Annotated in this window: 20 protein-coding genes; 10 read left to right on the forward strand and 10 right to left on the reverse strand. The window is 64.6% G+C overall.

Annotated elements, in window-relative coordinates:
• Positions 1-118 precede the first annotated feature (118 nt).
• The gene (locus tag BLR77_RS08440) at positions 119-1,606 is read right to left on the reverse strand and encodes a flavin-containing monooxygenase (protein WP_074676601.1); all 1,488 of its coding nucleotides are present in this window, start codon (positions 1,604-1,606) and stop codon (positions 119-121) included.
• A gap of 182 nt (positions 1,607-1,788) precedes the next feature.
• Between BLR77_RS08440 and BLR77_RS08445 the strand changes: the two genes are divergently transcribed.
• From BLR77_RS08445 to BLR77_RS08460, 4 genes are read left to right on the forward strand one after another with little or no spacing between them, the layout of a single operon-like run.
• Positions 1,789-2,928: an MlaE family ABC transporter permease gene (locus tag BLR77_RS08445; protein WP_074676603.1), complete on the forward strand. Its 1,140-nt coding sequence runs from the start codon at positions 1,789-1,791 to the stop codon at positions 2,926-2,928.
• Positions 2,925-3,710, forward strand: a complete 786-nt coding sequence (locus BLR77_RS08450) for an ABC transporter ATP-binding protein (protein ID WP_074676605.1) — start codon at positions 2,925-2,927, stop codon at positions 3,708-3,710. Before BLR77_RS08445 ends, BLR77_RS08450 begins: the two co-directional genes overlap by 4 nt.
• A complete protein-coding gene (locus BLR77_RS08455) occupies positions 3,711-4,628 on the forward strand; it encodes an MlaD family protein (protein WP_074676607.1) in 918 nt (305 codons plus the stop codon). It begins immediately after the preceding gene.
• Entirely contained in the window at positions 4,625-5,224 is a 600-nt protein-coding gene (locus BLR77_RS08460) for an ABC-type transport auxiliary lipoprotein family protein (RefSeq protein ID WP_074676609.1), read from the forward strand. Before BLR77_RS08455 ends, BLR77_RS08460 begins: the two co-directional genes overlap by 4 nt.
• Before the next feature lie 71 nt (positions 5,225-5,295).
• Here BLR77_RS08460 and BLR77_RS08465 read toward each other — a convergent pair whose 3' ends face one another.
• From BLR77_RS08465 to hslO, 3 genes are all read right to left on the reverse strand, one after another.
• Positions 5,296-7,215 (reverse strand): RecQ family ATP-dependent DNA helicase, encoded by a 1,920-nt coding sequence (locus BLR77_RS08465; protein WP_074676611.1) that lies wholly within the window; start codon positions 7,213-7,215, stop codon positions 5,296-5,298.
• A 168-nt stretch (positions 7,216-7,383) separates the two neighbouring features.
• Positions 7,384-8,925 carry a phosphoenolpyruvate carboxykinase gene (locus BLR77_RS08470; protein WP_074676613.1) on the reverse strand — a complete coding sequence of 514 codons (1,542 nt, stop codon included), beginning with the start codon at positions 8,923-8,925 and terminating at the stop codon, positions 7,384-7,386.
• Between the two features lie 157 nt (positions 8,926-9,082).
• Positions 9,083-9,970: an Hsp33 family molecular chaperone HslO gene (gene hslO / locus BLR77_RS08475; protein ID WP_074676615.1), complete on the reverse strand. Its 888-nt coding sequence runs from the start codon at positions 9,968-9,970 to the stop codon at positions 9,083-9,085.
• Between the two features lie 210 nt (positions 9,971-10,180).
• On the opposite strand from hslO, the gene BLR77_RS08480 reads away from it, so the two are divergent.
• Positions 10,181-10,975: a phosphatase PAP2 family protein gene (locus tag BLR77_RS08480; RefSeq protein ID WP_074676617.1), complete on the forward strand. Its 795-nt coding sequence runs from the start codon at positions 10,181-10,183 to the stop codon at positions 10,973-10,975.
• Between the two features lie 97 nt (positions 10,976-11,072).
• On the opposite strand, the gene BLR77_RS08485 is transcribed toward BLR77_RS08480, so the two are convergent.
• From BLR77_RS08485 to BLR77_RS08495, 3 genes are read right to left on the reverse strand one after another with little or no spacing between them, the layout of a single operon-like run.
• Positions 11,073-11,501, reverse strand: coding sequence for an RNA-binding S4 domain-containing protein (locus BLR77_RS08485; protein ID WP_017678397.1), 429 nt, complete (start codon positions 11,499-11,501; stop codon positions 11,073-11,075).
• 27 nt (positions 11,502-11,528) lie between these two features.
• Complete coding sequence (locus BLR77_RS08490) at positions 11,529-12,470, reverse strand: acyl-CoA desaturase (protein WP_074676619.1); 942 nt, start codon at positions 12,468-12,470, stop codon at positions 11,529-11,531.
• Positions 12,471-12,494: 24 nt separating this feature from the next.
• Positions 12,495-12,812: a metalloregulator ArsR/SmtB family transcription factor gene (locus tag BLR77_RS08495; RefSeq protein ID WP_074676621.1), complete on the reverse strand. Its 318-nt coding sequence runs from the start codon at positions 12,810-12,812 to the stop codon at positions 12,495-12,497.
• Positions 12,813-12,957: 145 nt separating this feature from the next.
• Here BLR77_RS08495 and rimB point away from each other — a divergent pair, with 145 nt between their 5' ends.
• Genes rimB through BLR77_RS08510 form a run of 3 tightly spaced genes read left to right on the forward strand, consistent with a single transcriptional unit; the run spans position 12,958 to position 15,223 of the window.
• On the forward strand, positions 12,958-13,428 hold the full coding sequence (gene rimB, locus BLR77_RS08500) for a retropepsin-like aspartic endopeptidase RimB (RefSeq protein ID WP_017678396.1): 471 nt from the start codon (positions 12,958-12,960) through the stop codon (positions 13,426-13,428).
• The gene (gene rimK, locus BLR77_RS08505; RefSeq protein ID WP_074676623.1) at positions 13,425-14,330 is read left to right on the forward strand and encodes a 30S ribosomal protein S6--L-glutamate ligase; all 906 of its coding nucleotides are present in this window, start codon (positions 13,425-13,427) and stop codon (positions 14,328-14,330) included. Before rimB ends, rimK begins: the two co-directional genes overlap by 4 nt.
• A complete protein-coding gene (locus tag BLR77_RS08510; protein WP_074676625.1) occupies positions 14,327-15,223 on the forward strand; it encodes a S66 peptidase family protein in 897 nt (298 codons plus the stop codon). Before rimK ends, BLR77_RS08510 begins: the two co-directional genes overlap by 4 nt.
• Positions 15,224-15,229: 6 nt before the next feature.
• Here BLR77_RS08510 and BLR77_RS08515 read toward each other — a convergent pair whose 3' ends face one another.
• From BLR77_RS08515 to ompR, 3 genes are all read right to left on the reverse strand, one after another.
• Entirely contained in the window at positions 15,230-18,994 is a 3,765-nt protein-coding gene (locus BLR77_RS08515) for a bifunctional diguanylate cyclase/phosphodiesterase (protein ID WP_074676818.1), read from the reverse strand.
• A 96-nt stretch (positions 18,995-19,090) separates the two neighbouring features.
• Positions 19,091-20,407, reverse strand: a complete 1,317-nt coding sequence (locus BLR77_RS08520) for an ATP-binding protein (RefSeq protein ID WP_074676627.1) — start codon at positions 20,405-20,407, stop codon at positions 19,091-19,093.
• A gap of 76 nt (positions 20,408-20,483) precedes the next feature.
• Positions 20,484-21,221: an osmolarity response regulator transcription factor OmpR gene (gene ompR / locus BLR77_RS08525; RefSeq protein ID WP_074676629.1), complete on the reverse strand. Its 738-nt coding sequence runs from the start codon at positions 21,219-21,221 to the stop codon at positions 20,484-20,486.
• A gap of 217 nt (positions 21,222-21,438) precedes the next feature.
• On the opposite strand from ompR, the gene BLR77_RS08530 reads away from it, so the two are divergent.
• Positions 21,439-23,766: a Tex family protein gene (locus tag BLR77_RS08530; RefSeq protein WP_074676631.1), complete on the forward strand. Its 2,328-nt coding sequence runs from the start codon at positions 21,439-21,441 to the stop codon at positions 23,764-23,766.
• A complete protein-coding gene (locus BLR77_RS08535; RefSeq protein ID WP_074676633.1) occupies positions 23,763-24,149 on the forward strand; it encodes a PaaI family thioesterase in 387 nt (128 codons plus the stop codon). The genes BLR77_RS08530 and BLR77_RS08535 overlap by 4 nt, the downstream gene beginning before the upstream one ends.
• The last annotated feature ends 37 nt before the right edge of the window (positions 24,150-24,186 follow it).

Raw genomic sequence — 24,186 nt, forward strand, 5'->3', positions numbered from 1 at the left:
GCTGCACCCACTGCTCATCCGTGACACAGATCGCAAAATGGTAGTGGCGCAATGCCAGGAAAGAAAGCGGCGCGATTGTGCAATTTCTTGTAGGACATTCGCTATAGCTCACGCCTGATCAGGGCTGCACCAACACACTTTGCTGCTCGCCCTGGGGCACGGAAAACACCAGGTAGTCGTCCTCGAGTTTGCCGTAACGCAGCAGCGCCAGATCGAAGAGATAGTTCTGATGCAGCTTCCAGGGCGCCCGGTCACCCTGCGCCGGCAGCAGGTGCGAAGCCCGCTCGATATAGCCCGACTGCAGATCGAGAAACGGCTCCGGCCGCGCCCGACCGTCGCTGTCGCGCGGGGTTACCTGGCGCATGCCTATGGCGTCCATGTGGCGGATCAGGCGGCAGAAGTACTCGCTGGAGAGATCGGCCTTGAGCGTCCAGCTGGCATTGGTGTAACCCATCACCACCGCCAGGTTGGGCAGATCACGCAGCATGATGCCGCGATAGCCCATGCTCTGCGGTGCCTCGAAGGGGGCGCCATCGACGCTCACGTCGATACCGCCGAACAACTGCAATTGCAGACCGGTGGCGCTGACGATCACGTCGGCAGCCAGCTCCTCACCACTTTTCAGGCGGATACCCTGCGCGGTGAAACGTTCGATCTCGGCCGTCACCACCTGCGCCTTGCCCTGGCGCAGCACGCGAAACAGATCGCCGTCCGGCACCGCACAGACGCGCTGATCCCAGGGCTTGTAGCGGGGACTGAAATGGCGCAGATCGACCCGTTCGCCCAGTTGGCGCCGCACCAGCCCCAGCAGCACGCCTCGCACCAGGTTCGGAAAGCGCTTGGCCAGCTTGTAGAAAACCAGTTGCAGGGTAACGTTGCGCCCGCGCGCCAGACGGTACACCCAGGTCTCCGGCAACACCCGCCGCAGCGCGTTGGACAGCGCATCGCGCTGCGGCAGGTTGATCACGTAGCTGGGCGAACGCTGCAACATGATGACCTGCGCGGCACGCTCGGCCAGTGCCGGCACCAGGGTCACGGCGGTGGCGCCGCTGCCGATCACCAGCACGCGCTTGTCGCTGTAGTCGAAACCCTCGGGCCACAGCTGCGGATGAATGAAGGTGCCGCGATAGTCCTCACGCCCAACGAATTCTGGGGTGTAGCCGGCCTCGTAGCGGTAGTAACCGGTGCACATCATCAGGAACCGGCAGCTCATGCGCAGCGGCTCGGCCTCGTCACCGCGCTGTACCAGCAACTGCCAGGTAGCGCTGGCACTGCACCAGTTCGCTTCGAGCACCTTGTGCCGATAGCGAATCAAACGGTCGACGCCATGTTCGGCGGCCGTCTCCTGGATGTAACGGCGGATCGACGGACCGTCGGCAATGGCCTGCGGATCGCTCCAGGGTTTGAAGTTGTAGCCGAGGGTGTACATGTCCGAGTCGGAACGAATGCCCGGATAACGGAACAGGTCCCAGGTGCCCCCCATGGCCTCGCGCCCTTCGAGAATGGCGAAACGCTTGCCGGGGCATAGGCGCTTGATATGGCAGGCAGCGCCGACACCGGACAGGCCGGCACCGATGATCAGGACATCCAGATGTTCCACGGACATGGCGCACGCTCACGAAGCTCGGACAATGAACATCACCTTAGCCCATGCGCTCGTCATCCGATCTCTGGCAGGCCGTTGGAAACTACCTGTCAGTGCGGCCGAACGGCTTGTGCACCGTGCCGCCGACGCAGTCTGAGCAGCGCGACTGGCCTGGCGGGCCCCGGCAGCGCTAAGCTGTCGACATGACCACGCCATACCTGACCCCGTTCCAGACCAGCAGCACGGATGCAGCCAGCGGCCTGCGCATCGGTGGCGACTGGACGCTGGCCCATTACAGCCGGCTCGAGCCTCAGGTGCTGGCCCAGCGAGAACGCCTGCACGGCCAGGAAAGCATCGACCTCGACGAGCTGGCCGCGCTGGATACCGCCGGTGCTGCGCTGCTGGTGGAACTGCTGGGCAGCGAACGCCTGCGCCAACTCGCCCAACAGGACACCCTCAGCACCGAGCGCCGCGCCCTGTTGCTGGCAGTGGCAGACGCCATGGCGAGCACTCAGAACGTGCAGGAACATGCCACGCCTTCGGCACTGCGCGAGGTGCTCGGGCATATCGGTGAGGCGGTGGAAACCACCTGGTGTCATGGCCGGGAACTGCTCGGCTTCATGGGCCTGACCCTCAGCGGCATGCTGACGATTCTGCTGCGCCCGGCGCGCTGGCGCCTGACCTCCCTGGCCGCTCACCTGGAGCAGTGCGGGCTCAACGCCGTGCCCATCGTCGCCCTGCTGACCTTTCTGGTAGGCGCCGTGGTGGCCTTTCTCGGCGCGACCATCCTCGCCGACTTCGGCGCCAGCATCTACACGGTGAACCTGGTGGCCTTCTCCTTCCTGCGTGAGTTCGGCGTGCTGCTCACCGCCATTCTCATGGCCGGCCGCACCGCCAGCGCCTTTACCGCGCAGATCGGCTCGATGAAGGCCAACGAAGAGATCGACGCCATCCGCACCCTCGGCCTGAGCCCAATCGAACTGCTGGTGCTGCCGCGGGTGTTCGCCATGCTCATCGCCCTGCCGATACTGACCTTCATCGCCATGCTCAGCGGCATGCTGGGCGGCGCCCTGGTGTGCGCCCTATCGCTGGACATCCCGGCTGCCATGTACCTGTCGATCCTGCAGGACAGCGATCTGCTGCGGCACTTTCTGGTCGGCCTGTGCAAGGCGCCGATCTTTGCCTTTCTGATCGCCCTGATCGGCTGCCTGGAGGGTTTCAAGGTCAGCGGCAGCGCGCAATCGGTGGGCGAGCACACCACCTCGGCGGTGGTGCAATCGATCTTCGTGGTCATTCTGCTCGACGCCCTGGCGGCATTGTTCCTGATGGAGATGGGCTGGTGAGCCAGGAGACCGTCATCGAGGTACGCGACCTGAGCAACCGCTTCGGTGCACAGGTGGTGCATCAGCATCTGGATTTCGACCTTTATCGCGGTGAGATTCTCGGCGTCGTTGGCGGCTCCGGCACCGGCAAATCGGTGCTGCTGCGCAGCATCGTCGGCCTGCGCCAGCCCAACGCCGGTACCGTACGGGTGTTCGGTGAAGAGTTGCTGAGCCTGCCAGCCGAACGCCGCTCGCAACTGGAGCGGCGCTTCGGCGTGCTCTACCAGCGTGGCGCACTGTTCTCCTCGCTGACCGTCAGCGAGAACATCGCCCTGCCGCTGATTGAGCATGCCGGCCTGTCGCGCGCGGCAGCCGAACGCCTGGCCAGGGTCAAGATCGCCCTGGCGGGTCTGCCGCAGGATGCCGCCGACAAATACCCCAGCTCGCTGTCCGGCGGCATGGTCAAGCGCGCGGCCCTGGCCCGGGCTCTGGCACTGGACCCGGACATCCTGTTTCTCGACGAGCCCACCGCCGGCCTCGACCCGATTGGCGCGGCGGCCTTCGACCAGTTGATCCGTACCCTCAGCGACAGCCTGGGCCTGAGCGTATTTCTGGTCACTCATGATCTGGATACGCTCTACAGCATCTGCGACCGGGTCGCGGTGCTGGCGCAGAAGAAGGTGCTGGTGGCCGACCGCCTGGACGTGGTCGCCGCCACCGACGACGCCTGGATTCAGCAATATTTTCACGGCCCGCGCGGACGCGCAGCCATACAGGCCGCCACGGCGGCAGGGAGTCAATGAATGGAACCCAGAGCCCATCACGTGCTGATCGGCCTGTTCACCGTGCTCACCCTGGGTGCCGCGCTGCTGTTCGCCCTGTGGTTGAACAAGGCCGGCGCCGATCGCGCCTTCACCGACTACGAGGTGATCTTCAACGAGGCGGTCAGCGGCTTGTCGCAGGGCAGCGCCGTGCAGTACAGCGGGATCAAGGTCGGTGACGTGATCAGCCTCGGCCTCGATCCGGACGACCCACGCACGGTACGCGCACGCATCCGCATCGTCGGCCACACACCGATCAAGCAGGACACCCGCGCGCGCCTGTCGATCACCGGCATCACCGGCCTGGCGGTGATCCAGCTGTACAGCGGCAGCCCGGAAAGCCCGCCACTGGAGGGCAAGGATGGCCAGCCAGGCATCATCATCGCTGACCGTTCACCACTGTCCCGTCTGATGGCCAATGGTGAGGATCTGGTGATCAATATCACCCGTCTGCTGACCCGCGCCAACCGCCTGCTCTCGCGCGAGAATGCCGAGCGCGTATCCCGCACCCTGGAGAATCTGGAACAGGCCACCGCCGGCCTGGCCGACCAACGCGGCGAGCTGAGCGAGGCCCTGCAACAGGCCGGGGCCGCCACCCGCGAAGCAGCCGAACTGATGCGTACCGCCAATCGCCTGCTCGACGGCCAGGGCAGCCAGGCGCTGGACAATGCCGAGCGCCTGATGGCCTCGCTGGAACGCAGCAGCCGCAGCATCGAGCAATTGCTGGAAAGCAATCGCAGTGCGCTGGACAGCGGCATGCAGGGCCTTGGCGAGCTGGGCCCGGCGATTGGCGAACTGCGCGATACCCTCGGCGCCCTGCGCAGCTTCTCCCGCAGGCTGGAGCAGGATCCCACCGGCTACCTGCTGCGCAACGACAGCATCAAGGAGTTCCAACCATGAAGCGTCTGTCCCTGCTGCTGGCCGTCGGCCTGCTCGGCGCCTGCTCGATCCTGCCGCAGAGCGAGCCACTGGACATCTATCTGCTGCCGAGTGCTGCGATGCCCGCGCAGAGCCAGCGCGTCGACTGGTCGTTGCGGGTGAACAGCCCGGTCAGCAGCCAGTTGCTCGACGGCACGCGCATCGTCGTGCTGCCCGAGCCGGGGCTGGTCAACACCTACCAGGGCGTACGCTGGAGCGAACGCACGCCGCAGCTGCTGCGCGGCCGCCTGCTCGACGCCTTCCACGACGACGGCCGAATTCAGGCGCTGAGCAACGAGGAACAACGCCTGCAGGCCGACCTTGAGCTGGTCAGCGACCTGCGCAGCTTCCATAGCCAGTATCGCGATGGCGCTGCCGAGGCGCTGATCCAGCTCGACGTACGCCTGGTCGATGCACGCGACCAACGCATCCTCGCCAGCCGCCGCTTCAGCGTCAGCCAGCCGGCGCGTGATACCTCGGTGCCGGCGGTAGTCGCCGCCTTTGGCCAGGCGGGGGATCAATTGTCCCGCGAGCTGGTGGACTGGACGCTGAACCAAGGGCAGCGCGCTACCCCGTAGGGTGCGCCGTGCGCACCAGGCATTTCACACCTGATCTTCGGTGCGCACGGCCTAGGCGGCCCCGCGACATCCTAGGTAGCCAACCAGTCGCGCACCTCGGCGTAGGGGTACTCCTCCAGCGCAGCGAAACCGGCCAGCTGACGTGCCTTGAGCTTGGTGAACAGCGGCGTTGTAACACCGCAGAGAAAACGCGTCAGGCATTCATGGCTGGGTCTGTGCCCGACGTGCTGCTGGTGCTTCTCGACGAAGGCGGCGCATAACGCCTGGGCATCTCGTCCGCTCAAGGGCGGCAGCTCTGGCGGTTGCGGCAAGCTGGCGACACGGCCCTGGCACACCGAACAATGCCCACAATGCTCGGGCGCCTGCTCGTCGCCAAAGTACAGCGCCAGGCGCCGGCTCAGGCATTCGCGGCTCTCGAACAGCGCGAGCATGGCCTGGATGCGGGCGATCTCGCTGGCCTCATGGGCGCGAAAATGCGCGTGCAGGTCATTGGCCAGGCCGTCCAGATCAAAGCCGCCATCGAGCACGGCATAGACCTCGGTCATCTGCTTGCTTTCCAGCTCCAGCCAGCCCTTCTCCTGAAAGTAGTCCAGCGCCTTGACCACCCGCGCGCGCTCGGCGCCGTGGTCGCGATACAGCACGTCGAAATCCAGGGTGCTCCAGGTGCGGGCGCGGCGCGAGCTGGCCAGGATGGCCTCGACGAACTGGCGCCGCTCGCCTTCGAACTGCGCCAGCAAGGCCTCGTCCTCCAGCAGCAGCTTGAAGCGATACTCGGCGAAGTAGGCATAGCGCGGCGCGATGATGCCGCGTAGCTCCAGTTGCACCAGCAGGGTCTTGAGCGGTAGCGCGCGGATGTTGCTCAGTTCCGACAGCTGCCCGAGCATCAGCTCCCACTGCCCGCCCGTGCCCACCGCACGCAGGTCATCGAGCACGGCACGGATACTACCAAGCTCCGGCGTATCGCCGTAGACGAAGTTCTCCAGCACGCTGAGGCCATCGCGGCTGGCCAGCACCAGGCAATCCGAGGCCTGACCGTCACGCCCTGCGCGGCCGATTTCCTGGCTGTAGTTCTCCACCGACTTGGGCAGGTCGAAGTGCACCACATTGCGGATGTCGCGCTTGTCGATGCCCATGCCGAAGGCGATGGTGGCGACGATGCATTCCAGCTCGCCGGCCATGAAGCGCCGCTGGATCGACTCACGCGCATCAAAGGCCATGCCGGCGTGGTAGGCGCTTACCGCCAGACCGTCTCGCGCCAGTCGCTCGGCGACCTGTTCGGCGGTCTTCTGTTGAGTGACGTAGACGATGCTTGCCTGACCACGACGCGGCGCCAGCCATTGCTGCAAACGCTGCAACTTGGCGCCGCCGGGCAGCGGTTCGACCAGGAGGTTGAGATTGGGCCGGTAGAAACCGGTGGTGACCACGTCCGCCTCAAGGATGGCAAATTTCTCGCGCATATCGGCGATCACCTTGGGCGTCGCCGTGGCGGTCAGCAGCAGCACCTGGCCAATGCCGAACTGACGCTGGTAGTCGGGCAGCTTGAGGTAGTCGGGGCGGAAGTTGTGGCCCCACTCGGAAATGCAGTGCGCCTCGTCGACCACCAGCAGGGAGATCGGCACCTGAGCGATGAAGTTGCGAAAGCGCTCGTTCTTCAGGCGTTCCACCGAGATCATCAGGATCTTCAGCTCGCCGCTGCGGGCGCGGCTCATGACCTCGGCGGCCTGTTCGCGGCTCTGCGCCGAATCGATGCTCGCCGCCGCGATGCCATGGGCATGCAGGAAGGCCAGTTGGTCCTGCATCAGCGCCAGCAGCGGCGAGATGACCAGGGTCAGGTGCGGCAGGTGCAGGGCTGGCAGTTGATAGCACAGCGACTTGCCCGAGCCGGTGGGAAAGATCGCCGCTGCCGAGCGACCGGCGAGCACGGCACTGATCACCGCTTCCTGACCGGGGCGTAGTTGATCGAAACCGAAGACGCGTTTTAGGGTGGACATGCGCTGTCACTCCATTGACCGCTGAATGGTCCCTGACCATAACGCGGTTGCGCAGGGTGCGCCATGCGCACCTGCAGAGTCCCGTGGAGAACCGGTGCGCACGGCGCACCCTAGCCCGGAAACGACAAAGCCGCCCGAAGGCGGCTTTGTCAGAGAACACGGGTCAGCTTAGAGCTGCGGACCGGCGTTCTTGATCGCTTCGCTCACATCGAACTTCTGGAAGTTGTCGATGAACAGCTTGGCCAGGCTCTTGGCGGCTTCGTCGTAGGCGTTCTTGTCTGCCCAGGTGTTGCGCGGGTTGAGCAGGTTGGTCTCGACGCCCGGTACCGACTTGGGCACATCCAGGTTGATGATCGGCAGGTGCTCGGTCTCGGCACCGATCAGCGCGCCACTCTGGATGGCGGCGATCACACCACGAGTGGTGGGGATGTTGAAGCGCTTGCCGACGCCGTAGCCACCGCCGGTCCAGCCGGTGTTGACCAGGTAGACCTTGGAGCCGAAGGCATTGATGCGCTTGATCAGCAGCTCGGCGTAGACGCCAGCCGGACGCGGGAAGAACGGTGCGCCGAAGCAGGTGGAGAAGGTCGACTTGATGCCGCCGCCCGAACCCATTTCGGTGGAACCGACCAGCGCGGTGTAGCCGGAGAGGAAGTGATAGGCCGCCTGCTCGTTGTTGAGGATCGACACCGGCGGCAGTACGCCGGTCAGGTCGCAGGTCAGGAAGATCACCGCATTCGGCTCGCCGCCGAGGTTCTTCTCGCTGCGTTTCTCGACGTACTCCAGCGGATAGGCCGCGCGGCTGTTCTGGGTCAGGCTGTCGTCGGCGTAGTCCGGGGTGCGCTGCTCGTCGAGCACGACGTTTTCCAGCACGGTGCCGAACTGAATGGCTTTCCAGATCACCGGCTCGTTCTTCTCGGACAGGTCGATGCACTTGGCGTAGCAGCCGCCTTCGACGTTGAACACCACGCCCTCGCCCCAGCCGTGCTCGTCGTCACCGATCAGGTAACGCGACTCGTCGGCGGACAGGGTGGTCTTGCCGGTGCCGGACAGACCGAAGAACAGGGTGACGTCGCCTTCTTCGCCGATGTTGGCGGCGCAGTGCATCGGCAGCACGTCTTTTTCCGGCAGCAGGAAGTTCTGCACGGAGAACATGGCCTTCTTCATTTCACCGGCGTAACGCATGCCGGCGATCAGCACTTTCTTGGCGGCGAAGTTGATGATCACGCAGCCATCGGAGTTGGTGCCGTCACGCTCAGGCACGCACTCGAAGTTGGCGACGTTGAGGATCTGCCACTCGGCCTTGCCAGCCTGGTTGTAAGTGGTCGGGTTGATGAACAGCTGACGGCCGAACAGGTTCTGCCAGGCGGTCGCGGTGGTCATCTTGACCGGCAGGTAGTGCTCTTCGGCAGAACCTACGTGAACGTGGGAGACGAAGTGCTCCTGGGCGTTGTTGAACGCGGCGACGCGATCCCACAGGGCGTCGAACTTGTCGGCCGGGAACGGACGGTTGATGGCACCCCAGGCGATCTGCGCCTCGGTGCTCGGCTCCTGAACGATGAAGCGATCAGCTGGCGAGCGGCCAGTGCGATGACCAGTACGTACGACCAGCGCGCCGTTGGCGGCCAGTTCCCCTTCACCACGGCGAATGGCTTCTTCGACCAGTTGCGCGGCGCTGATGTCGGTGTACACGGCGTTGTTGGCTTGCGTCATGAGGGTCCCCGTCGGCCACTGGCCGAGTCTTCCGAACGTTGTGTAGTGCAGGGGCAACCGCACTACACGGTAAAAAAGTCGCGGGAGTATGCCAGAAAAGCGAACTGCTTGGCAGCCTCCGATCTGATAGAGAACGGCTATCGTTCAGAAAAGTTCATCAATGCCGTGTATGCGACGGCGCCTCGCTGCCAGCGCCAGCGAACAGCTGGGCGATATCGGCAGCGTCGAAGGCATAGCGCTCGTTGCAGAACTGGCAATCGATCACCACGCTGCCACCCTGCTCGGCCAGCAGCAGTTCGGCATCGGCCTGGCCGAGGCTGGCCAGGGCGCTGGCCGAACGCTCGCGCGAGCAGCTGCAACGGAACTGCAGCGGCTGTTCGTCGAACAGGCGCACATTCTCTTCGTGGTAGAGGCGATGCAGCAGCGTCGGATTGTCCAGACCGAGCAGCTCTTCGGCGGTCAGGGTGTCAGCCAGGGTCAGCACGTGGTTCCAGCTTTCCTGGCGCGCCTCGGGCTCGGTCTGATGGTGAGGTGGCAACTGTTGCAGCAACAGGCCGCGCGCACGCTGGCCGTCGGCCTTGAGCCAGAAACGGGTCGGCAGCTGTTCTGAGCTGGCGAAATAGTTGGACAGGCACTCGGCCAGGTCGACGCCTTCAAGGTCGACGATGCCCTGGTAGCGCTGGCCCCGGGTCGGATCGATGGTGATGGCCAGCACGCCATTGGGCATCAGGCTTTGCAGGTCGGCATCGGCGCCGATCTGCTCGGCTTCATAGCGGGCGATACCGCGCAGGTCACGCGCGCTGGAGCATTCCACCATCAGCAGCGACAGCGGGCCTTCGGAGCGCGCCTGCAGCACCAGCAGGCCATCGAACTTGAGGGTACCGACCAGCAGGGCGGCGGCGGCCATCATCTCGCCGAGCAGTTGCGCCACTGGCTGCGGGTAGGCGTGCTTGGCCAGCACATGAGCGTAACTTTCGCGCAACGCGACCATTTCGCCCCGCACGTCGGTGTCGTCGAAGAGAAAGCGTTGACTGAAGTCGTTCATGGCGGCTGGCCCAGGGTCTGTAAAAAGGCTGGCGATTTTATGCACAAACGCCAGCACAACCAAGGCCCGACCGTCATGTGCAGGTGTTCACACAAACAGGCGCCCCCTGAACGCCGACTGAACCGATTGCCTTCTACCCTTGTGTCACGGCACTTACTACCTATTATCCGCGCGCCTGAGGCTTGTCACATATTTGCAAAGGGATCTTCCATGTCGAGCACATTCATCAATCGCCACTGGCACCCACGCGCCATGCTGGTCTGTCATGTCGTCGCCATCGTGTTGCTCGTCAGTTGGCTGTGGCAGCCCACGCGCGAGTTGTGGGACGCCTTCGACCTGTGGCTGTTCAAGGTGCTCAACGACCCCGTACACGCCGCCGGTCTGTGGGCCAAGATCTGGGCCATCGGCAGCATGCGCCCAGTGGACCTGGGCGTCGGCATCGTGATGCTGGCGGTGATGCTCAAGGCCGGTCTGGTCTTCGAAGGCCATCAGGTGCGCCGCGCCTTGTTCGCCTTCCTGACGGCACTCCTGACCTTGCTGCTGCTGCGCGTCGGCTTCGCCGAACTGGTCAAGGCCATGGGCTGGCAGCGTCCCAGTGCCTCGCTGGTCGTCGAGGGCAGTGCCCGCCTGACCGAGCTGTTCCCCGGTTGGGAAGAGCGCTGGGACCTCAAGGACAGCGCCAGCCGTAGTTTCCCTGGTGATCACGCCTCGGTGCTATTGATCTGGGCCTTCTTCATGACCTTCTTTGCGCGCAACTGGCGCCTGCTGCTGGTCTGGGCGATCGCGGTGATCGGCATCCTGCCGCGCCTGGTCGCCGGCGCCCACTGGGGGTCGGATGCCTTCGTCGGCGGTGCGTTCCTGAGCCTGCTGGCCCTGGCCTGGGGTTGCTACACCCCACTGGGCTATCACACCAGCGAATGGCTGGAAAAGATCACCCTGCCGATCACCTCACGCCTGGCCAAGCTGCCGCTGCTGGGCCGCATGAGCATCGTCAGCGGGCGCTGAACCGGAACCGCAAGACAACGGACAAGGTGGGAGCGAGCTCTGCTCGCGAAGCTTTTACCGTCGTTCGCGAGCAAAGCTCGCTCCTACAGGCTTGCGCCTAATCCTCATCCGCCCAAGGGTGGCGCAGGCCACCTTCCTGCTGTTCGTTGAACTGATGGATCTGCCGACGCTGCTTCTTGCTCGGCCGACCGTCGGTCTGCATACCCACGGCGCCAGCCTTGCGCATCGCGGCGGCCTGCTCGCGGCGGGCGATGCTCTCTTCCGTCTCGCGATACAACAGTTGCGCCTCGGGCGCGCCACGGCGGACGCTGGATAAGGCCAGCACGACCACGGTGCGCTCATCGAAACCGGTGCGCAGCACGTATTCGTCGCCGATCTTCGGCTCCTTGCCCGGCTTGCAGCGCTCGCCACGGTGATGGACCTTGCCACCTTCTATCGCCGCCTTGCACAGGGCGCGCGTCTTGAAGAAGCGTGCCGCCCACAGCCATTTGTCCAGGCGGATCTTGTCGTCGTCTTTCTCGCTCAATGCTCTCTCAACTCCATAACCATCGCTTCATGCCTGCCCGCACCCCGCATTCACACATGGAACGGCGCGAACATAGCGCAACTCTTCACGTACAGGCAGATCGGCGGGTGTTTTCAAATCCCACACCAGCCCTATTCGCTGCAGGATCAGCAGCATCCACCACCCCGGATCCCACTCGCCCTTGTACAACCCCAGCCTTGCAGACCCCGGGAACGCGTGGTGGTTGTTATGCCAGCATTCGCCCATTGTCAGCAGAGCAGCGAAAGGTACGTTGTAACCCTGCACGCTCGCACCTTCCACGATATGCGCCTGGTCACCATGACGGTGGGCGAAATGCCCAATCAGCCAATGACCAAACACCCCGGCGGTGACTCGGGCGCAGACACCCCAGAACACCCAACCCCAGCCACCGATAGCAAAGAACAGAAGAGCCCAGGGCAGTTGCTGGAGCATCCAGGTTTTCTGCAGAAAACGATAAACCGGGTCCTCCGCGACTCGTGCCTCAACGAGAATTTCCGGTGGACGTCTCAGGCGCAACTCACAGTGCAATTGCCACCAGGCATCCACCAACGGCGCCCGCCGATGGCCAAAGAAATCGTGGCACGCCTTCTGCCGCTGGGCATAGTCGCGCAGGTCATGGGTACGCAGCAGACCGAGTGGTCCGCAGAGCCCCACCAGCACGCCGCAATAGACCAGGAAGTATTCCAACCACTTGGGACACTGAAAGCTTTCGTGGATGAGTTTTCGGTGCATGCCCAACGAATGCCCGCACAGCAGAACAAAAGCAGTCGTAACCACAAATAGCGCAAATGCCGACCAACTGAATGTCAGCGCACCGCCAACCAAGGCCCCCAGAGCCATCGCGCTGAACCAGAGGGAGCGTATCGGCTCCCAGTGAACCTCACCGTTTTCGACGTCCGCACCCAGCTGGACTCGGTGGTTTTTCAGACTCTGCGGAAATATATCCATATGTTCCTCCGCCGGGACACCGGCTCATTCAGACGCTTTCTTGGCCTGCGCCTCAGACTCGCGCTTGAGTTGCCCACCCGTCGGGCAGACCTCGAAAGCGAAACCGAGCAAGGTATTGAGCAAGCTGTCAGGGTTCAGCCGGTAAGCCACGAACTGCCCCCGTCGCTCGCTTACGACCAATCCGGCCGTAGTCAGTACAGCTAAATGACGGGAAATAGCAGGGGCACTCATCTCGAAGCGACTGGCAATTTCGCCCGCTGTCAGCTCCTGCGCGGAGAGATAGGCCAATATCTGCCTACGCGGCGTCGAAGCCAGCGCCTCAAAAACTCGATTAGCGTCCATTCACCACCACAATTAACAATTTAGTTAATTGCTTATATGCCTAAAAGAAAAAGGTGACAACTGGATCAAGCAAAAAACATGTGGGCAGGTGCGGTTGTCATACGCCCTGTCTAGAATGCCCATCCAAATACCCTGGAACGCCGCCTTGAAGACTTTCGACCAGCTCAGCGTGATCGGCCTGCGTGAGTGGATCAATCTGCCCGAGCTAGGCATCATCGGCTTGCGCGCCAAGATCGACACCGGCGCCAGCACCTCGAGCCTGCACGCCAGCGATATCCAGCCGTTCCAGAAGGACGGCGAAGACTGGGTGCGGTTCACCGCCTACCTCGGCACCCAGGTGCAACGCCGCCATCGCTGCGAAGCGCAGATGGTCTCGGTCAAACGCATCAAGAGCTCCAACGGCCAGGCGCAGAGCCGCTACGTGATTCGCACGCACCTGGCCCTCGGTGATCGCCTGTGGCCGGTGGAGTTCACCCTGGCCTGTCGCAAGACCATGCGTTATCGCGTACTCCTCGGTTCCAAGGCGCTGATCACCGGCCAACTGGTGGTCAATCCGGCACTCAGCTACGTGCAGGACAAACCCTCACTCTCCTCGTCCCTTCCAGGTGCCCAATGAAGATCGCCGTGCTGTCGCGTAACCCGCGTCTGTATTCCACCCGCCGTCTGGTGGAGGCCGGCCAGCAGCGGGGCCATGAAATGGTGGTGATCGACACCCTGCGCGCCTACATGAACATCGCCAGCCACAAGCCGCAGATCCACTACCGCGGCCAGGCCATGGACGGCTTCGACGCGGTGATCCCGCGCATCGGCGCCTCGGTGACCTTCTATGGCTGCGCGGTGCTGCGCCAGTTCGAGATGATGGGCGTCTACCCGCTCAACGAGTCGGTGGCCATCAGCCGCTCGCGCGACAAGCTGCGCGCCCTGCAGCTGCTGTCGCGCAAGGGCATCGGCCTGCCGGTGACCGGCTTCGCCCACTCCCCCGACGACATTCCCGACCTGATCCAGATGGTTGGCGGTGCGCCGCTGGTGATCAAGGTGCTCGAAGGCACCCAGGGCATGGGCGTGGTACTGGCCGAAACGCACAAGGCTGCCGAGTCGGTGATCGAGGCCTTCCTCGGCCTCAAGCAGGACATCATGGTCCAGGAATACATCCAGGAAGCCGGCGGCGCCGACATCCGCTGCTTCGTGGTCGGTGACAAGGTGATAGCGGCGATGAAGCGCCAGGCCAAGGCCGGCGAGTTCCGCTCCAACCTGCACCGCGGCGGCAGCGCCAGCCTGATCAAGATCACCCCGGAAGAGCGCATGACCGCCGTGCGCGCGGCCCGCGTGATGGGCCTGAACGTCGCCGGGGTGGACATCCTGCGCTCCAACCACGGCCCGCTGGTGATGGAGGTGAACTCCTCGCCCGGCCTGGAAGGCATCGAGACCACCACCGGCAAGGACGTCGCCGGCATGATCATCCAGTACCTGGAAAAGAACGCCGAACCTGGCCAGACCCGCACCAAGGGCCGCGGATGAGCCCAGTGTTCGACGGTCGTCTGGCGCTGATCGCGCCGGCCTCTGCCATCGCCGAAGACGTGCTCGAGGCGACCCTGGCCCAGCTCGACGTGCTGGGCATCCGCTACCACCTGGGCCAGCACGTGCGCGCCCGGCATCGCTACCTGGCCGGCACGCCGGAGCAACGCCTGGACGATCTGCACCAGGCCTTCGCCCTGTCGGACATCAGCGCCGTCTGGTGCCTGCGCGGCGGTTACGGCTGCGCGCAGCTGGTGGCGGATATCGACTGGGCTCAGCTGCGCCAGGCCAGCCCGCGACCGCTGATCGGCTTCTCCGATCTATCGATTCTGCTCGAGGCCTTTGCACAACAGGGTCTGCCGGCCATTCATGGCCCGGTGGCCAGCGCGCTCGGCCATCAGGTGCTGTCGGCGCCCGGCGGCCAGCGCGAACGCCTGGCCTCGATGCAGGCACTGTGGAGTCTGCTCAAGGGCAAGCACCGGCAGCTGCCGCTGCGCCATATCAGCGGCCCGCAGCATGTCATCGAGGGCACCTTGCAAGGCGGCAACCTGACGGCCCTGGCCAGCGTCTGCGGCACCCATGCCGGGTTGCGCCTGGCCGAGGATTCGATCCTGATTCTGGAAGACGTCGGCGAACCCTACTACCGCCTGGAGCGCAGCCTCTGGCAACTGCTGCACAGTTTTGCCGGGAAAAAGCCGAGCGCGGTCTGCCTGGGCAGCTTCACCGACTGCCCGCGGCGCGGCGTGCACCACAGCCTGGAGCAGATCATCGGCGAATACCTGGCGCAGCTGGGTATCCCGCTGTATGGCGACCTGCCCAGCGGCCATGGCGACAGCAATTATCCCTGGCCTTATGGCCAGCGGGCGCGCCTGGGCGGCGGCAGCCTGAGCTGGTAACCCGCCTCAGCGTCGACGCGCCCGCATCCAGGCAAGAAACGCCGCTTCGGTCATCGGCCGACCGAACAGATAGCCTTGCCCCAGGGCACAGTCGTGCTCACGCAACAGCGCCAGTTGACTGTCACGCTCGATGCCCTCGGCCACGCATTCCAGGCCGAGATTGCGCGCGATCATCAAGATGGTCTGCACCAGCATGCGTCCGCTCGCTTCGCCATCGAGATCGGCGACGAAGCTGCGGTCGATCTTCAGCCGGTCCAGCGGCAGACGCTTGAGGTAGGTGAGCGACGAATAGCCGGTACCGAAGTCGTCGATGGCGAAGCGCACGCCCTGCGCCTTAAGCTGCTGCATGTTGCCGATGCAGCGCTCGACATCTTCGAGCAGCACGCCCTCAGTGATTTCCAGTTCCAGGGACTGGGCCGGCACACCGTGCTGGCGCAGGCACTGCTCGACACGTTCCACGCAGCCTGCCTGACGCAGCTCACGCGGGCTGAGATTGACCGCCAGCACCAGTTGCGGCCATTGCGCCTGCCACCGCGCCAGCGCCGCGCAGGCCTGCTCCAGCACCCACTGGCCGATGTCCTGGATCAGCCCAGTTTCCTCGGCCAGGGGAATGAACTGATCCGGGCCGATCTCACCGCGTTCGGGGTGCATCCAGCGCAGTAGCACCTCGGCGCCAGCCACGCTGTTGTCGGCCAGCATCAGCTGCGGCTGGAACACCAGTTGCAGCTGCTGACGCGCGATGGCCTGACGCAGTTCGCTCTGCAACTGCAGACGTTGATCGATGGCAACCTGCATCTCCGGGGCGAAGAAATGCAGGGCGTTGCGCCCGGCATGCTTGGCCCGGTACATGGCGGTATCGGCCTGTTTGAGAATGTCCGAGGCTTGTTGCAGGCCCATCGGATGCAGGGCAATGCCGATACTGGCGCTGATCGCCAGCTCATGGCCGTCGATCAGGCAGCTGCCGTGCAGGCCGCGCAGCAGCTTCTCCCCAACCGCTGCGGCATGCTCGGCGACGGTTTGCGGCTCCTTGCCCAGGGCCTCGAGCAAGACCACGAACTCATCACCGCCGAGGCGCGCCAGGGTGTCTTCGGTACGCAGTTCGGCGGCCAGGCGGGTGGTGACTTCGCACAGCAGGGCATCGCCGATCAGGTGGCCGAGGCTGTCGTTGACCGTCTTGAAATGATCAAGATCAATGAACAACAGTGCCCCCAGACTTCCCTCACGATTCTCGCGATCCATGGCATGTTGCAGGCGATCGAGCAGCAGGCGGCGATTGGGCAGGCCGGTGAGTTCGTCGCTGTAGGCCAGGCGCTCGATCTCACGCTGGTAGCGCTGGCGCTCGGAGATGTCGGTGACACTGGCGCGAATCAGCAGGTTCTCCCCCGGCATGCGCACCAGGCGCACCTCGCAGGGCAACTGGCGACCGGCGCTGTCGCGGTGGTTCCATTCGAATACCGGCGCATCACCGGCAACGGCGCAGCGCAGGAATGCCTTGCCAGCGCGGGCAGACAGCCGACCGTCGGCCTGACGCAGCGGGCTGATGCTCTGGATCGACTTGCCGAGCAGTTCATCACGGCGATAGCGAAATAGACGCAGGGCGTTCTCGTTGCACTCGACGATGCCGCCCTCCGGGTCGAACAGCAGGATCGCCTCAGGCGCGTGCTCGACCAGCGTTCGATAGCGCGCCTCGGCCTCGTGCCGCGCGCTGATGTCCTCGACCAGCAGCAGGAACAGCGTCTGCCGACCAATACCGCCGCGCACGGCACGCAGGCTGACACGGGTGAAAACCACCAAGCCATCGGCACGCAGAAAGCGCTTGTCCATCTCGAACCCGTCGCTGCTGCCGAGCAGCACCTGCTCCACATGGGCCTGCTCGGCCGCCAGATCGTCCGGGTACGACAGCTGCTGCCAACTGCTGGCGAGCAGCTCCTCGCGACTACGACCGAGGATGCTGCACAGCTTCTGGTTGACCTCTTCCCAGCCAAAGCTCTGGGTAGTCAGTGCCATGCCGATCAGCGGCGCCTCGAAGAACAGGCGCAGGCGCTCGTCACGCTCGCGCAGTTGCGACTCCGTGCGCTTGCGTTCGCTGATGTCCTGCACCACGCCATAGATGCGCACCAGGCTGCCGTCCTGATTGCGCTCGACCATGCCACGCAGACGGGCTAAGCGTCCCCCCAGGCGCGCCGCCAGATGGACCTCGATATCCAGGTCGTCTCTTCCACTGAGCGCGGCCTGCAATGTCTGCATGATCAGCGTCTGGCTCGGCGTATCGAAATAATGCAGCGCCTGCTCGAGGTTCGGCGGCCCAAGATGAATGTCGCGCTCGACGATGCGGTAGCAGCCATCGCTCCAGAACATGCCGTAGTCGCTGATCTCCAGCACCCAGCCGCCCAGGTTGGCGATGTCTTCGGTCTGGCTGAACAGATGGCTCTGGCGCAGTAGCTGCGCGCGCTGCTGCTCGACCTTGGCGGCCAGTTCGACACGCTCGGTGACATCATGCTGCAGCCCGACGAAATGGCTGATGCCCTGCTCGTCGCGCATCGGCGCCAGCACCACCTCGTTCCAGAACGGCCTGCCGTCCTTGCGATAATTACGCACCACGGCATGACCACTGCGGCCATTCCTCAAGGCACCGCGCAGGGGTTGCAGCTCAAGCTGGGCGCGGTCATCGCCGAGCAGAAAGCGGCAGTTACGCCCCATTGTCTCCTCGGCGCTATAGCCGGTTATCTGGCTGAATGCAGCATTGCAGTAGACCAGTGGCAGATCGGCCTGGCGCGCGTCGGCGATGGTCACCCCCAGCGGGCTGGCCTCCATCGCCAGGTTGGCGCGGGCCAGTTGCTGCTGCATCTGCGCACTGCGCGCCAGTGCCTGTCGCAGATCGCCAAGCGCACGGCCTACCAGCAACGTGGCACCCATCAACAGCACGACGGCGAAGTGCAGCTGGTTACGCTGCAGATCCAGCTCACCGAAACTCAGACTGCCGCGCAGCAGCGGTAGCGGCAGGGTTGCGGCGTACACCAGCAGCACGCCATATAGAGCACCCGCGAAAGCGTGTCGTAGCGCCAGGACCAACATGCTCAGGCCAAGCAGCGGCAGGGCCAGCTGAGCCGGCAGGCGGGCGCTGAGCAGCATCAGCGCCAGAAATACGCCAGTCGCCAACAGCCAACCACCTGGCGAGCGGCTGATGGACAGAGTCGGCGCGCTATCTGCCAGCGGCTCGCTGATCCAGCCACGCGCACGCAGCAACGGGGTACAGAACGCCAGCAAGGGCGCCGTCAGGGCGAGGATGTTGATGGTGTCGCTCAACCAGATCGCCAGGCTGGCCAGCGCCCACTGCTCGCTGCTCTGAAAACCGGTCAGCCAGAGGTTGCTCTGCAAGCCGAGCGCCACCAACGCGCTCGGCATCAACACAGCGAAGGCGAGAAATCTCAGCAGATCACTCAGACGTCCCAGGGCGGGATCGAAAGGCTGACGCCGCAACAGCCACCAGCTCAGGGCTACGGCGGCGGTTTCCGGCAGGGCATAGAGCGGCGCCCACTGCCAGGGCAGGCCCCATAGCGGCACGCTGAACAAGGCGTTGAGGTACAACGCCGGCAGCACGCGCGGGCCCCACCACAGGCACAAGGCAAGGCCGAGCACCAGGGGCAGATAACACAACGCCACCCCGTCATTCAGGCGGGTCGCCAGAGAAATCCAGGTTGCCAGATGGAACATCGGCAGCGGCAGCCACCAGGTCCAGCTGGGCAAGCGGTCGGGGAAGGCGGCGGGCATGCAGGCCTCGAGTTGATGCGCTGGCACAGCATAGCCCAGCGCCAGAGCGCTTGGCAGCATATTGCCAGCACTCGAGCGCGGTAAGCAGACGCCTGGTTACACCGCGTCGCGCGGCAACAGCAGGCCGAGCGGCAGGCGCACCCGCGCCTCGAGACCACCCCCACTGCGGTTGCGCAGCTCGACGCTGCCGCCATGCAGCGCCGCGATGCGCTTGACGATGGCCAGGCCAAGGCCGGTACCGCGACCGCCACGCGCCCGATCACCGCGGATGAAGGGGTTGAAGATGCTGTCCAGCTCGGCCGGATCGATGCCATTGCCACGGTCCAGCACGCTCAGCACTACATAAGGCGCGTTGTGGTCGCCGGCCAGGCTGGCGACCACCTCGACGGCATCCCCACCGCCGTGATTGAGGGCGTTCTCCACCAGATTGGTCAGCAGACGCTTGGTCGAGACGCGGCGCAGCGGAAAAGGCGGGATCGGCTCGAGGCACAGGCGCACGCGCTCGCCGTTCTGGTTGTAGGGCGCCAGGGTTTCGCGTACCAGTTCGGAGAAGTCCAGCTCCTCCACCGGCTCGTCGCGCCCGTCGCGGATGAAGGCGAGGAACTGATCGAGGATGGCGTCCATGTCCTCGATATCACGCACCATGTCGTCGGTGAGTTCGGTGTCGTTGTCCATGAATTCCAGGGCCAGACGCAGACGGGTCAGCGGCGTGCGCAAGTCATGAGAAACACCGGCCAGCATCAGCTCACGCTCGCGCCCGGCCTGTTCGACGTCCTCGGCCATCTGGTTGAAGGCGCGGTAAACCTCGGTCATCTCGCTTGGCGTATCGCCTACCGGCAGGCGCACGCTGCGCCCCTGACCAAGCTGGCGAGCGGCAAAGACCAGGCGCTTGAGCGGTGCATTGAGCTGGCGCACGAAGATCCAGGCTGCAGCCGTGGACAGCAGGCCGATACCGAGGAACCAGCCGAGCACGCTCCAGATGCGCTGGCCACGCAGCGGATGCGGATACATCGGCACCCGCACCCAGCCATCGCCGAGACTCGGCGCACGCACCCACAGTGCCGGCGGCGTGGTCGCACGCACCCGGGTTTCGGTGTCGGGACCAAGCTCGGTTTGCATCTGCCGCTGGAAGATCTCGCTGTAGGGCCAGTGTTGTTCACTGGCCGGCACCTTGTCCCGCGGGATGCGCTTGAGCCCGGCGGCCTGGGCAATATGGTCGCGATCATCGGGGTTGGCTGCCCAATAGGCCCGCAAGGTCAGCGCCGCACCGTGGCTGTACTGGCGGTCGACCAGCACGTCCTCGTTCATCATCAGGTACACCAGGGTCAGTGCCTTGGAGAACAGCACGACCACGAGCACCAGCCAGAGGGTACGGGCGAAGAAACTTTGCGGGAACCAGTAGGGGGCTTTCATCAATACAGAACCGTAGGAGCGAGCTCGGCTCGCGAAAACGTGGCTTCGATTCGCGAGCTGAGCCCGCTCCTACAGGTCACTTGTTGCCATCGGGAACGAACACGTAGCCCACACCCCAGACCGTCTGGATATAGCGCGGCTTGGACGGGTCCGGCTCGATCAGGCGACGCAGGCGGCTGATCTGCACATCGATGGAGCGCTCCAGCGCATCCCACTCGCGGCCACGGGCCAGGTTCATCAGCTTGTCGCGGGTCAGCGGTTCGCGCGCATGTTGCACCAAGGCCTTGAGAACGGCGAACTCACCGGTGGTGAGCATGTGTACTTCCTGCCCTTTCTTCAGCTCGCGGGTGGCCAGGGACAATTCGTATTCGCCGAAGCTGACGCTCTCGTCCTCGCTACCCGGTGCACCCGGCACCACAGGCGCCTGACGGCGCAGCACCGCCTTGATCCGCGCCAGCAACTCACGCGGGTTGAAGGGTTTGGCCAGGTAGTCATCGGCGCCCAGTTCCAGGCCCTGGATGCGGCTGGACTCATCGCCCTTGGCGGTGAGCATGATGATCGGCATCTGGTTGCCCGCCTCACGCAGACGGCGGCAGGCAGAGAGACCGTCTTCGCCCGGCAACATCAGATCCAGCACCACCAGATTGAACAGTTCGCGCGCCAGCAGACGGTCCATCTGCTCGGCGTTCTCCACGGCGCGAACCCGGTAGCCCTGCTCATCGAAGAAGCGCTCGAGCAAACGGCGCAGACGGGCGTCGTCATCGACGATGAGAATTTTCTCGCCTTCAGCGGCAGGGGCAGCGGACTGGGTCATGGCGTCTCCTTGGACAGCCGTACTAAGGACGGCAAGTGGCGGCATTATCGCTCAGGCGCATGGGTGGGCGCTTTAGCCATTGTTAGCAGATTTTTCCCCGAACGGTTCGCAGCTCTCGTGAATGCGGTGTTTATAATGCGCCGCTTTCGTGTCTGGCCTGCATCTTTGCGGCCACCCTGTCGCTCAGGGCACTTCTGAAAACGTGGGTAGTATTTATATGGATAGCATCAACAATCGCATCGCCGAAGAGCTGGGCGTACGCCCGCAACAGGTTGCCGCCGCCGTGGCCCTGCTCGACGAAGGCTCCACCGTGCCCTTCATCGCCCGTTATCGTAAAGAAGTGACCGGCAGTCTCGACGATACCCAACTGCGCCACCTGGAAGAGCGCCTGCGCTACCTACGCGAGCTGGACGAACGCCGCGTGGCGATCCTCGCCAGCATCGAGGAGCAGGGCAAGCTGACGCCTGAACTCAAGCGCGAAATCGACCTCGCCGACACCAAGACCCGCCTGGAAGACCTGTACCTGCCGTACAAGCAGAAGCGCCGCACCAAGGGCCAGATCGCCCTCGAAGCGGGCCTCGGCGAGCTGGCCGACGCGCTGTTCAACGATCCGAATCTAGTGCCCGAGCAGGAAGCCGAGCGCTTCATCGACGCCGAGAAAGGCTTCGCCGACGTCAAGGCCGTGCTCGAAGGCGCCAAATACATCCTCATGGAGCGCTTCGCCGAAGACGCCGCGCTGCTGGACAAGCTGCGCAGCTTCCTCAAGGACAACGCCACCCTCAGCGCCCGCCTGGTGCCGGGCAAAGAGAACGAAGGGGCCAAGTTCAGCGACTACTTCGAGCACGACGAAGCGCTCAAGGGCGTGCCGTCGCACCGCGCGCTGGCGATTTTCCGCGGCCGCAACGAAGGCATTCTCAGCGCCAGCCTGAAGGTCGGCGAAGAGCTGCCCGGCGCCATGCATCCTTGCGAGCTGATGATCGGCGAGCGCTTCGGCATCAGCGCGCAAGGCCGCGCCGCTGACAAATGGCTGGCCGAGGTGGTGCGCTGGACCTGGAAGGTCAAGCTCTACAACCACCTGGAAACCGACCTGCTCGGCGAGCTGCGCGAAAAGGCCGAGGACGAGGCGATTGCCGTCTTCGCCCGTAACCTGCACGACCTGCTGCTGGCCGCCCCCGCCGGCCCGCGCGCCACCCTGGCGCTGGACCCGGGCCTGCGCACCGGCTGCAAGGTGGCTGTGGTCGATGCCACCGGCAAGGTGCTGGAAACCGCCACCGTCTACCCGCACGCCCCGCGTAACGACTGGGACGGCACACTGGCCATCCTCGCCAAGCTGTGCGCCAAGCACGGTGTCGACCTGATCTCGATCGGCAACGGCACCGCCAGCCGCGAGACCGACAAGCTGGCCGCCGAGCTGATCAAGAAGGTGCCGGGCCTCAAGCTGACCAAGGTGATGGTCTCCGAAGCCGGCGCCTCGGTGTACTCGGCCTCGGAGCTGGCCGCCCGCGAATTCCCCGATCTCGACGTTTCCCTGCGCGGCGCAGTAAGCATCGCCCGCCGCCTGCAGGACCCGCTGGCCGAGCTGGTGAAGATCGACCCGAAATCCATCGGCGTTGGCCAGTACCAGCACGACGTGTCCCAGCTCAAGCTGGCGCGCTCGCTGGACGCCGTGGTCGAGGACTGCGTGAACGCCGTCGGCGTGGATGTGAACACCGCCTCCGCCGCCCTGCTGGCGCGCATCTCCGGGCTCAACGCGACGCTGGCGCAGAACATCGTGCAGTACCGCGACGCCAATGGCGCCTTCGCCAGCCGCGCCGCACTCAAGCAGGTGCCACGTCTGGGCGAGAAAACCTTCGAACAGGCCGCCGGCTTCCTGCGTGTGATGAACGGCGACAACCCGCTGGACGCCTCGGCGGTGCACCCGGAAACCTACCCGCTGGTCGAGCGCATCGCCGCCGGTACCGAGCGCGATATCCGCTCGCTGATCGGCGATTCGGCCTTCCTCAAACGCCTCGACCCGGCCAAGTTCACCGATGAGCGCTTCGGCCTGGTGACCGTCGGCGACATCCTCAAGGAACTGGACAAGCCGGGCCGCGACCCGCGTCCGGAGTTCAAGACCGCCGAGTTCCAGGAAGGCGTGGAAACCCTCAAGGACCTCAAGCTGGGCATGGTGCTCGAAGGCGTGGTGACCAACGTCACCAACTTCGGCGCCTTCGTCGACATCGGCGTGCACCAGGACGGCCTGGTGCACATCAGCGCGCTGTCGGAGAAGTTCATCAAGGACCCGCACGAGGCGGTCAAGGCCGGCGACGTGGTCAAGGTCAAGGTGATGGAAGTGGACATCCCGCGTAACCGCATCGCCCTGTCCATGCGCATGGGCGATACCCCCGGCGAGAAGGTCGAAGGCGCACGCGGGGGTGCACGAGGCGGCCAATCGCGCGGTGGCAATGCACCACGCAGCGAGCGCCACTCCAGCCAGGACAAACCGGCACCTGCCACCGGCGGCATGGCCGCCCTGTTCGCCAACGCCAAGCAGTTGAAGAAATGAGTACGGAAGGCAATGTAGGCGCCAGCAGCGCCTTTTCCCGCCTGCTCGGCCTGGAGATTCTCCAGGTCGGCGGCGGCGAGGCGCGCGTGCGCCTGACCCTCACCGACGAACTGCGCAACCTGCACGGCAAGCTGCACGGCGGCGCGCTGTTCTCGCTGATCGACACCGCCATGGGCCAAGCCAGCCACAGCCTCGGTGACGGCGGCCCGAGCAGCGTGACCCTGGAGTGCAAGATCAACTACATCCGTCCAGTGTCCGAGGGCAACGTGCTGTGCCACGCCAAAGTGCTGCACGCCGGTCGCCGCACCCAGGTGGTGGAGGCCGAAGTACTGCAGGGCGACAAGCTGGTCGCCAAGGCACAAGGCACCTTCGCCTGCGTGTAATCGCTACCGCTCGGGCTGGTCTAATCTGGGAAACCGT

The sequence above is a fragment of the Ectopseudomonas alcaliphila genome (assembly GCF_900101755.1).
Classification (GTDB): domain Bacteria; phylum Pseudomonadota; class Gammaproteobacteria; order Pseudomonadales; family Pseudomonadaceae; genus Aquipseudomonas; species Aquipseudomonas alcaliphila.

What these genes read in the sequence shown, in the direction of transcription:
- BLR77_RS08440 (WP_074676601.1), bottom strand. Translation starts at nt 1,606, where the DNA reads ATGTCCGTGGAACATCTGGATGTCCTGATCATCGGTGCCGGCCTGTCC.
- BLR77_RS08445 (WP_074676603.1), top strand. Translation starts at nt 1,789, where the DNA reads ATGACCACGCCATACCTGACCCCGTTCCAGACCAGCAGCACGGATGCA.
- BLR77_RS08455 (WP_074676607.1), top strand. Translation starts at nt 3,711, where the DNA reads ATGGAACCCAGAGCCCATCACGTGCTGATCGGCCTGTTCACCGTGCTC.
- BLR77_RS08460 (WP_074676609.1), top strand. Translation starts at nt 4,625, where the DNA reads ATGAAGCGTCTGTCCCTGCTGCTGGCCGTCGGCCTGCTCGGCGCCTGC.
- BLR77_RS08465 (WP_074676611.1), bottom strand. Translation starts at nt 7,215, where the DNA reads ATGTCCACCCTAAAACGCGTCTTCGGTTTCGATCAACTACGCCCCGGT.
- BLR77_RS08470 (WP_074676613.1), bottom strand. Translation starts at nt 8,925, where the DNA reads ATGACGCAAGCCAACAACGCCGTGTACACCGACATCAGCGCCGCGCAA.
- hslO (WP_074676615.1), bottom strand. Translation starts at nt 9,970, where the DNA reads ATGAACGACTTCAGTCAACGCTTTCTCTTCGACGACACCGACGTGCGG.
- BLR77_RS08480 (WP_074676617.1), top strand. Translation starts at nt 10,181, where the DNA reads ATGTCGAGCACATTCATCAATCGCCACTGGCACCCACGCGCCATGCTG.
- BLR77_RS08490 (WP_074676619.1), bottom strand. Translation starts at nt 12,470, where the DNA reads ATGGATATATTTCCGCAGAGTCTGAAAAACCACCGAGTCCAGCTGGGT.
- BLR77_RS08495 (WP_074676621.1), bottom strand. Translation starts at nt 12,812, where the DNA reads ATGGACGCTAATCGAGTTTTTGAGGCGCTGGCTTCGACGCCGCGTAGG.
- rimK (WP_074676623.1), top strand. Translation starts at nt 13,425, where the DNA reads ATGAAGATCGCCGTGCTGTCGCGTAACCCGCGTCTGTATTCCACCCGC.
- BLR77_RS08510 (WP_074676625.1), top strand. Translation starts at nt 14,327, where the DNA reads ATGAGCCCAGTGTTCGACGGTCGTCTGGCGCTGATCGCGCCGGCCTCT.
- BLR77_RS08515 (WP_074676818.1), bottom strand. Translation starts at nt 18,994, where the DNA reads ATGCCCGCCGCCTTCCCCGACCGCTTGCCCAGCTGGACCTGGTGGCTG.
- BLR77_RS08520 (WP_074676627.1), bottom strand. Translation starts at nt 20,407, where the DNA reads ATGAAAGCCCCCTACTGGTTCCCGCAAAGTTTCTTCGCCCGTACCCTC.
- ompR (WP_074676629.1), bottom strand. Translation starts at nt 21,221, where the DNA reads ATGACCCAGTCCGCTGCCCCTGCCGCTGAAGGCGAGAAAATTCTCATC.
- BLR77_RS08530 (WP_074676631.1), top strand. Translation starts at nt 21,439, where the DNA reads ATGGATAGCATCAACAATCGCATCGCCGAAGAGCTGGGCGTACGCCCG.
- BLR77_RS08535 (WP_074676633.1), top strand. Translation starts at nt 23,763, where the DNA reads ATGAGTACGGAAGGCAATGTAGGCGCCAGCAGCGCCTTTTCCCGCCTG.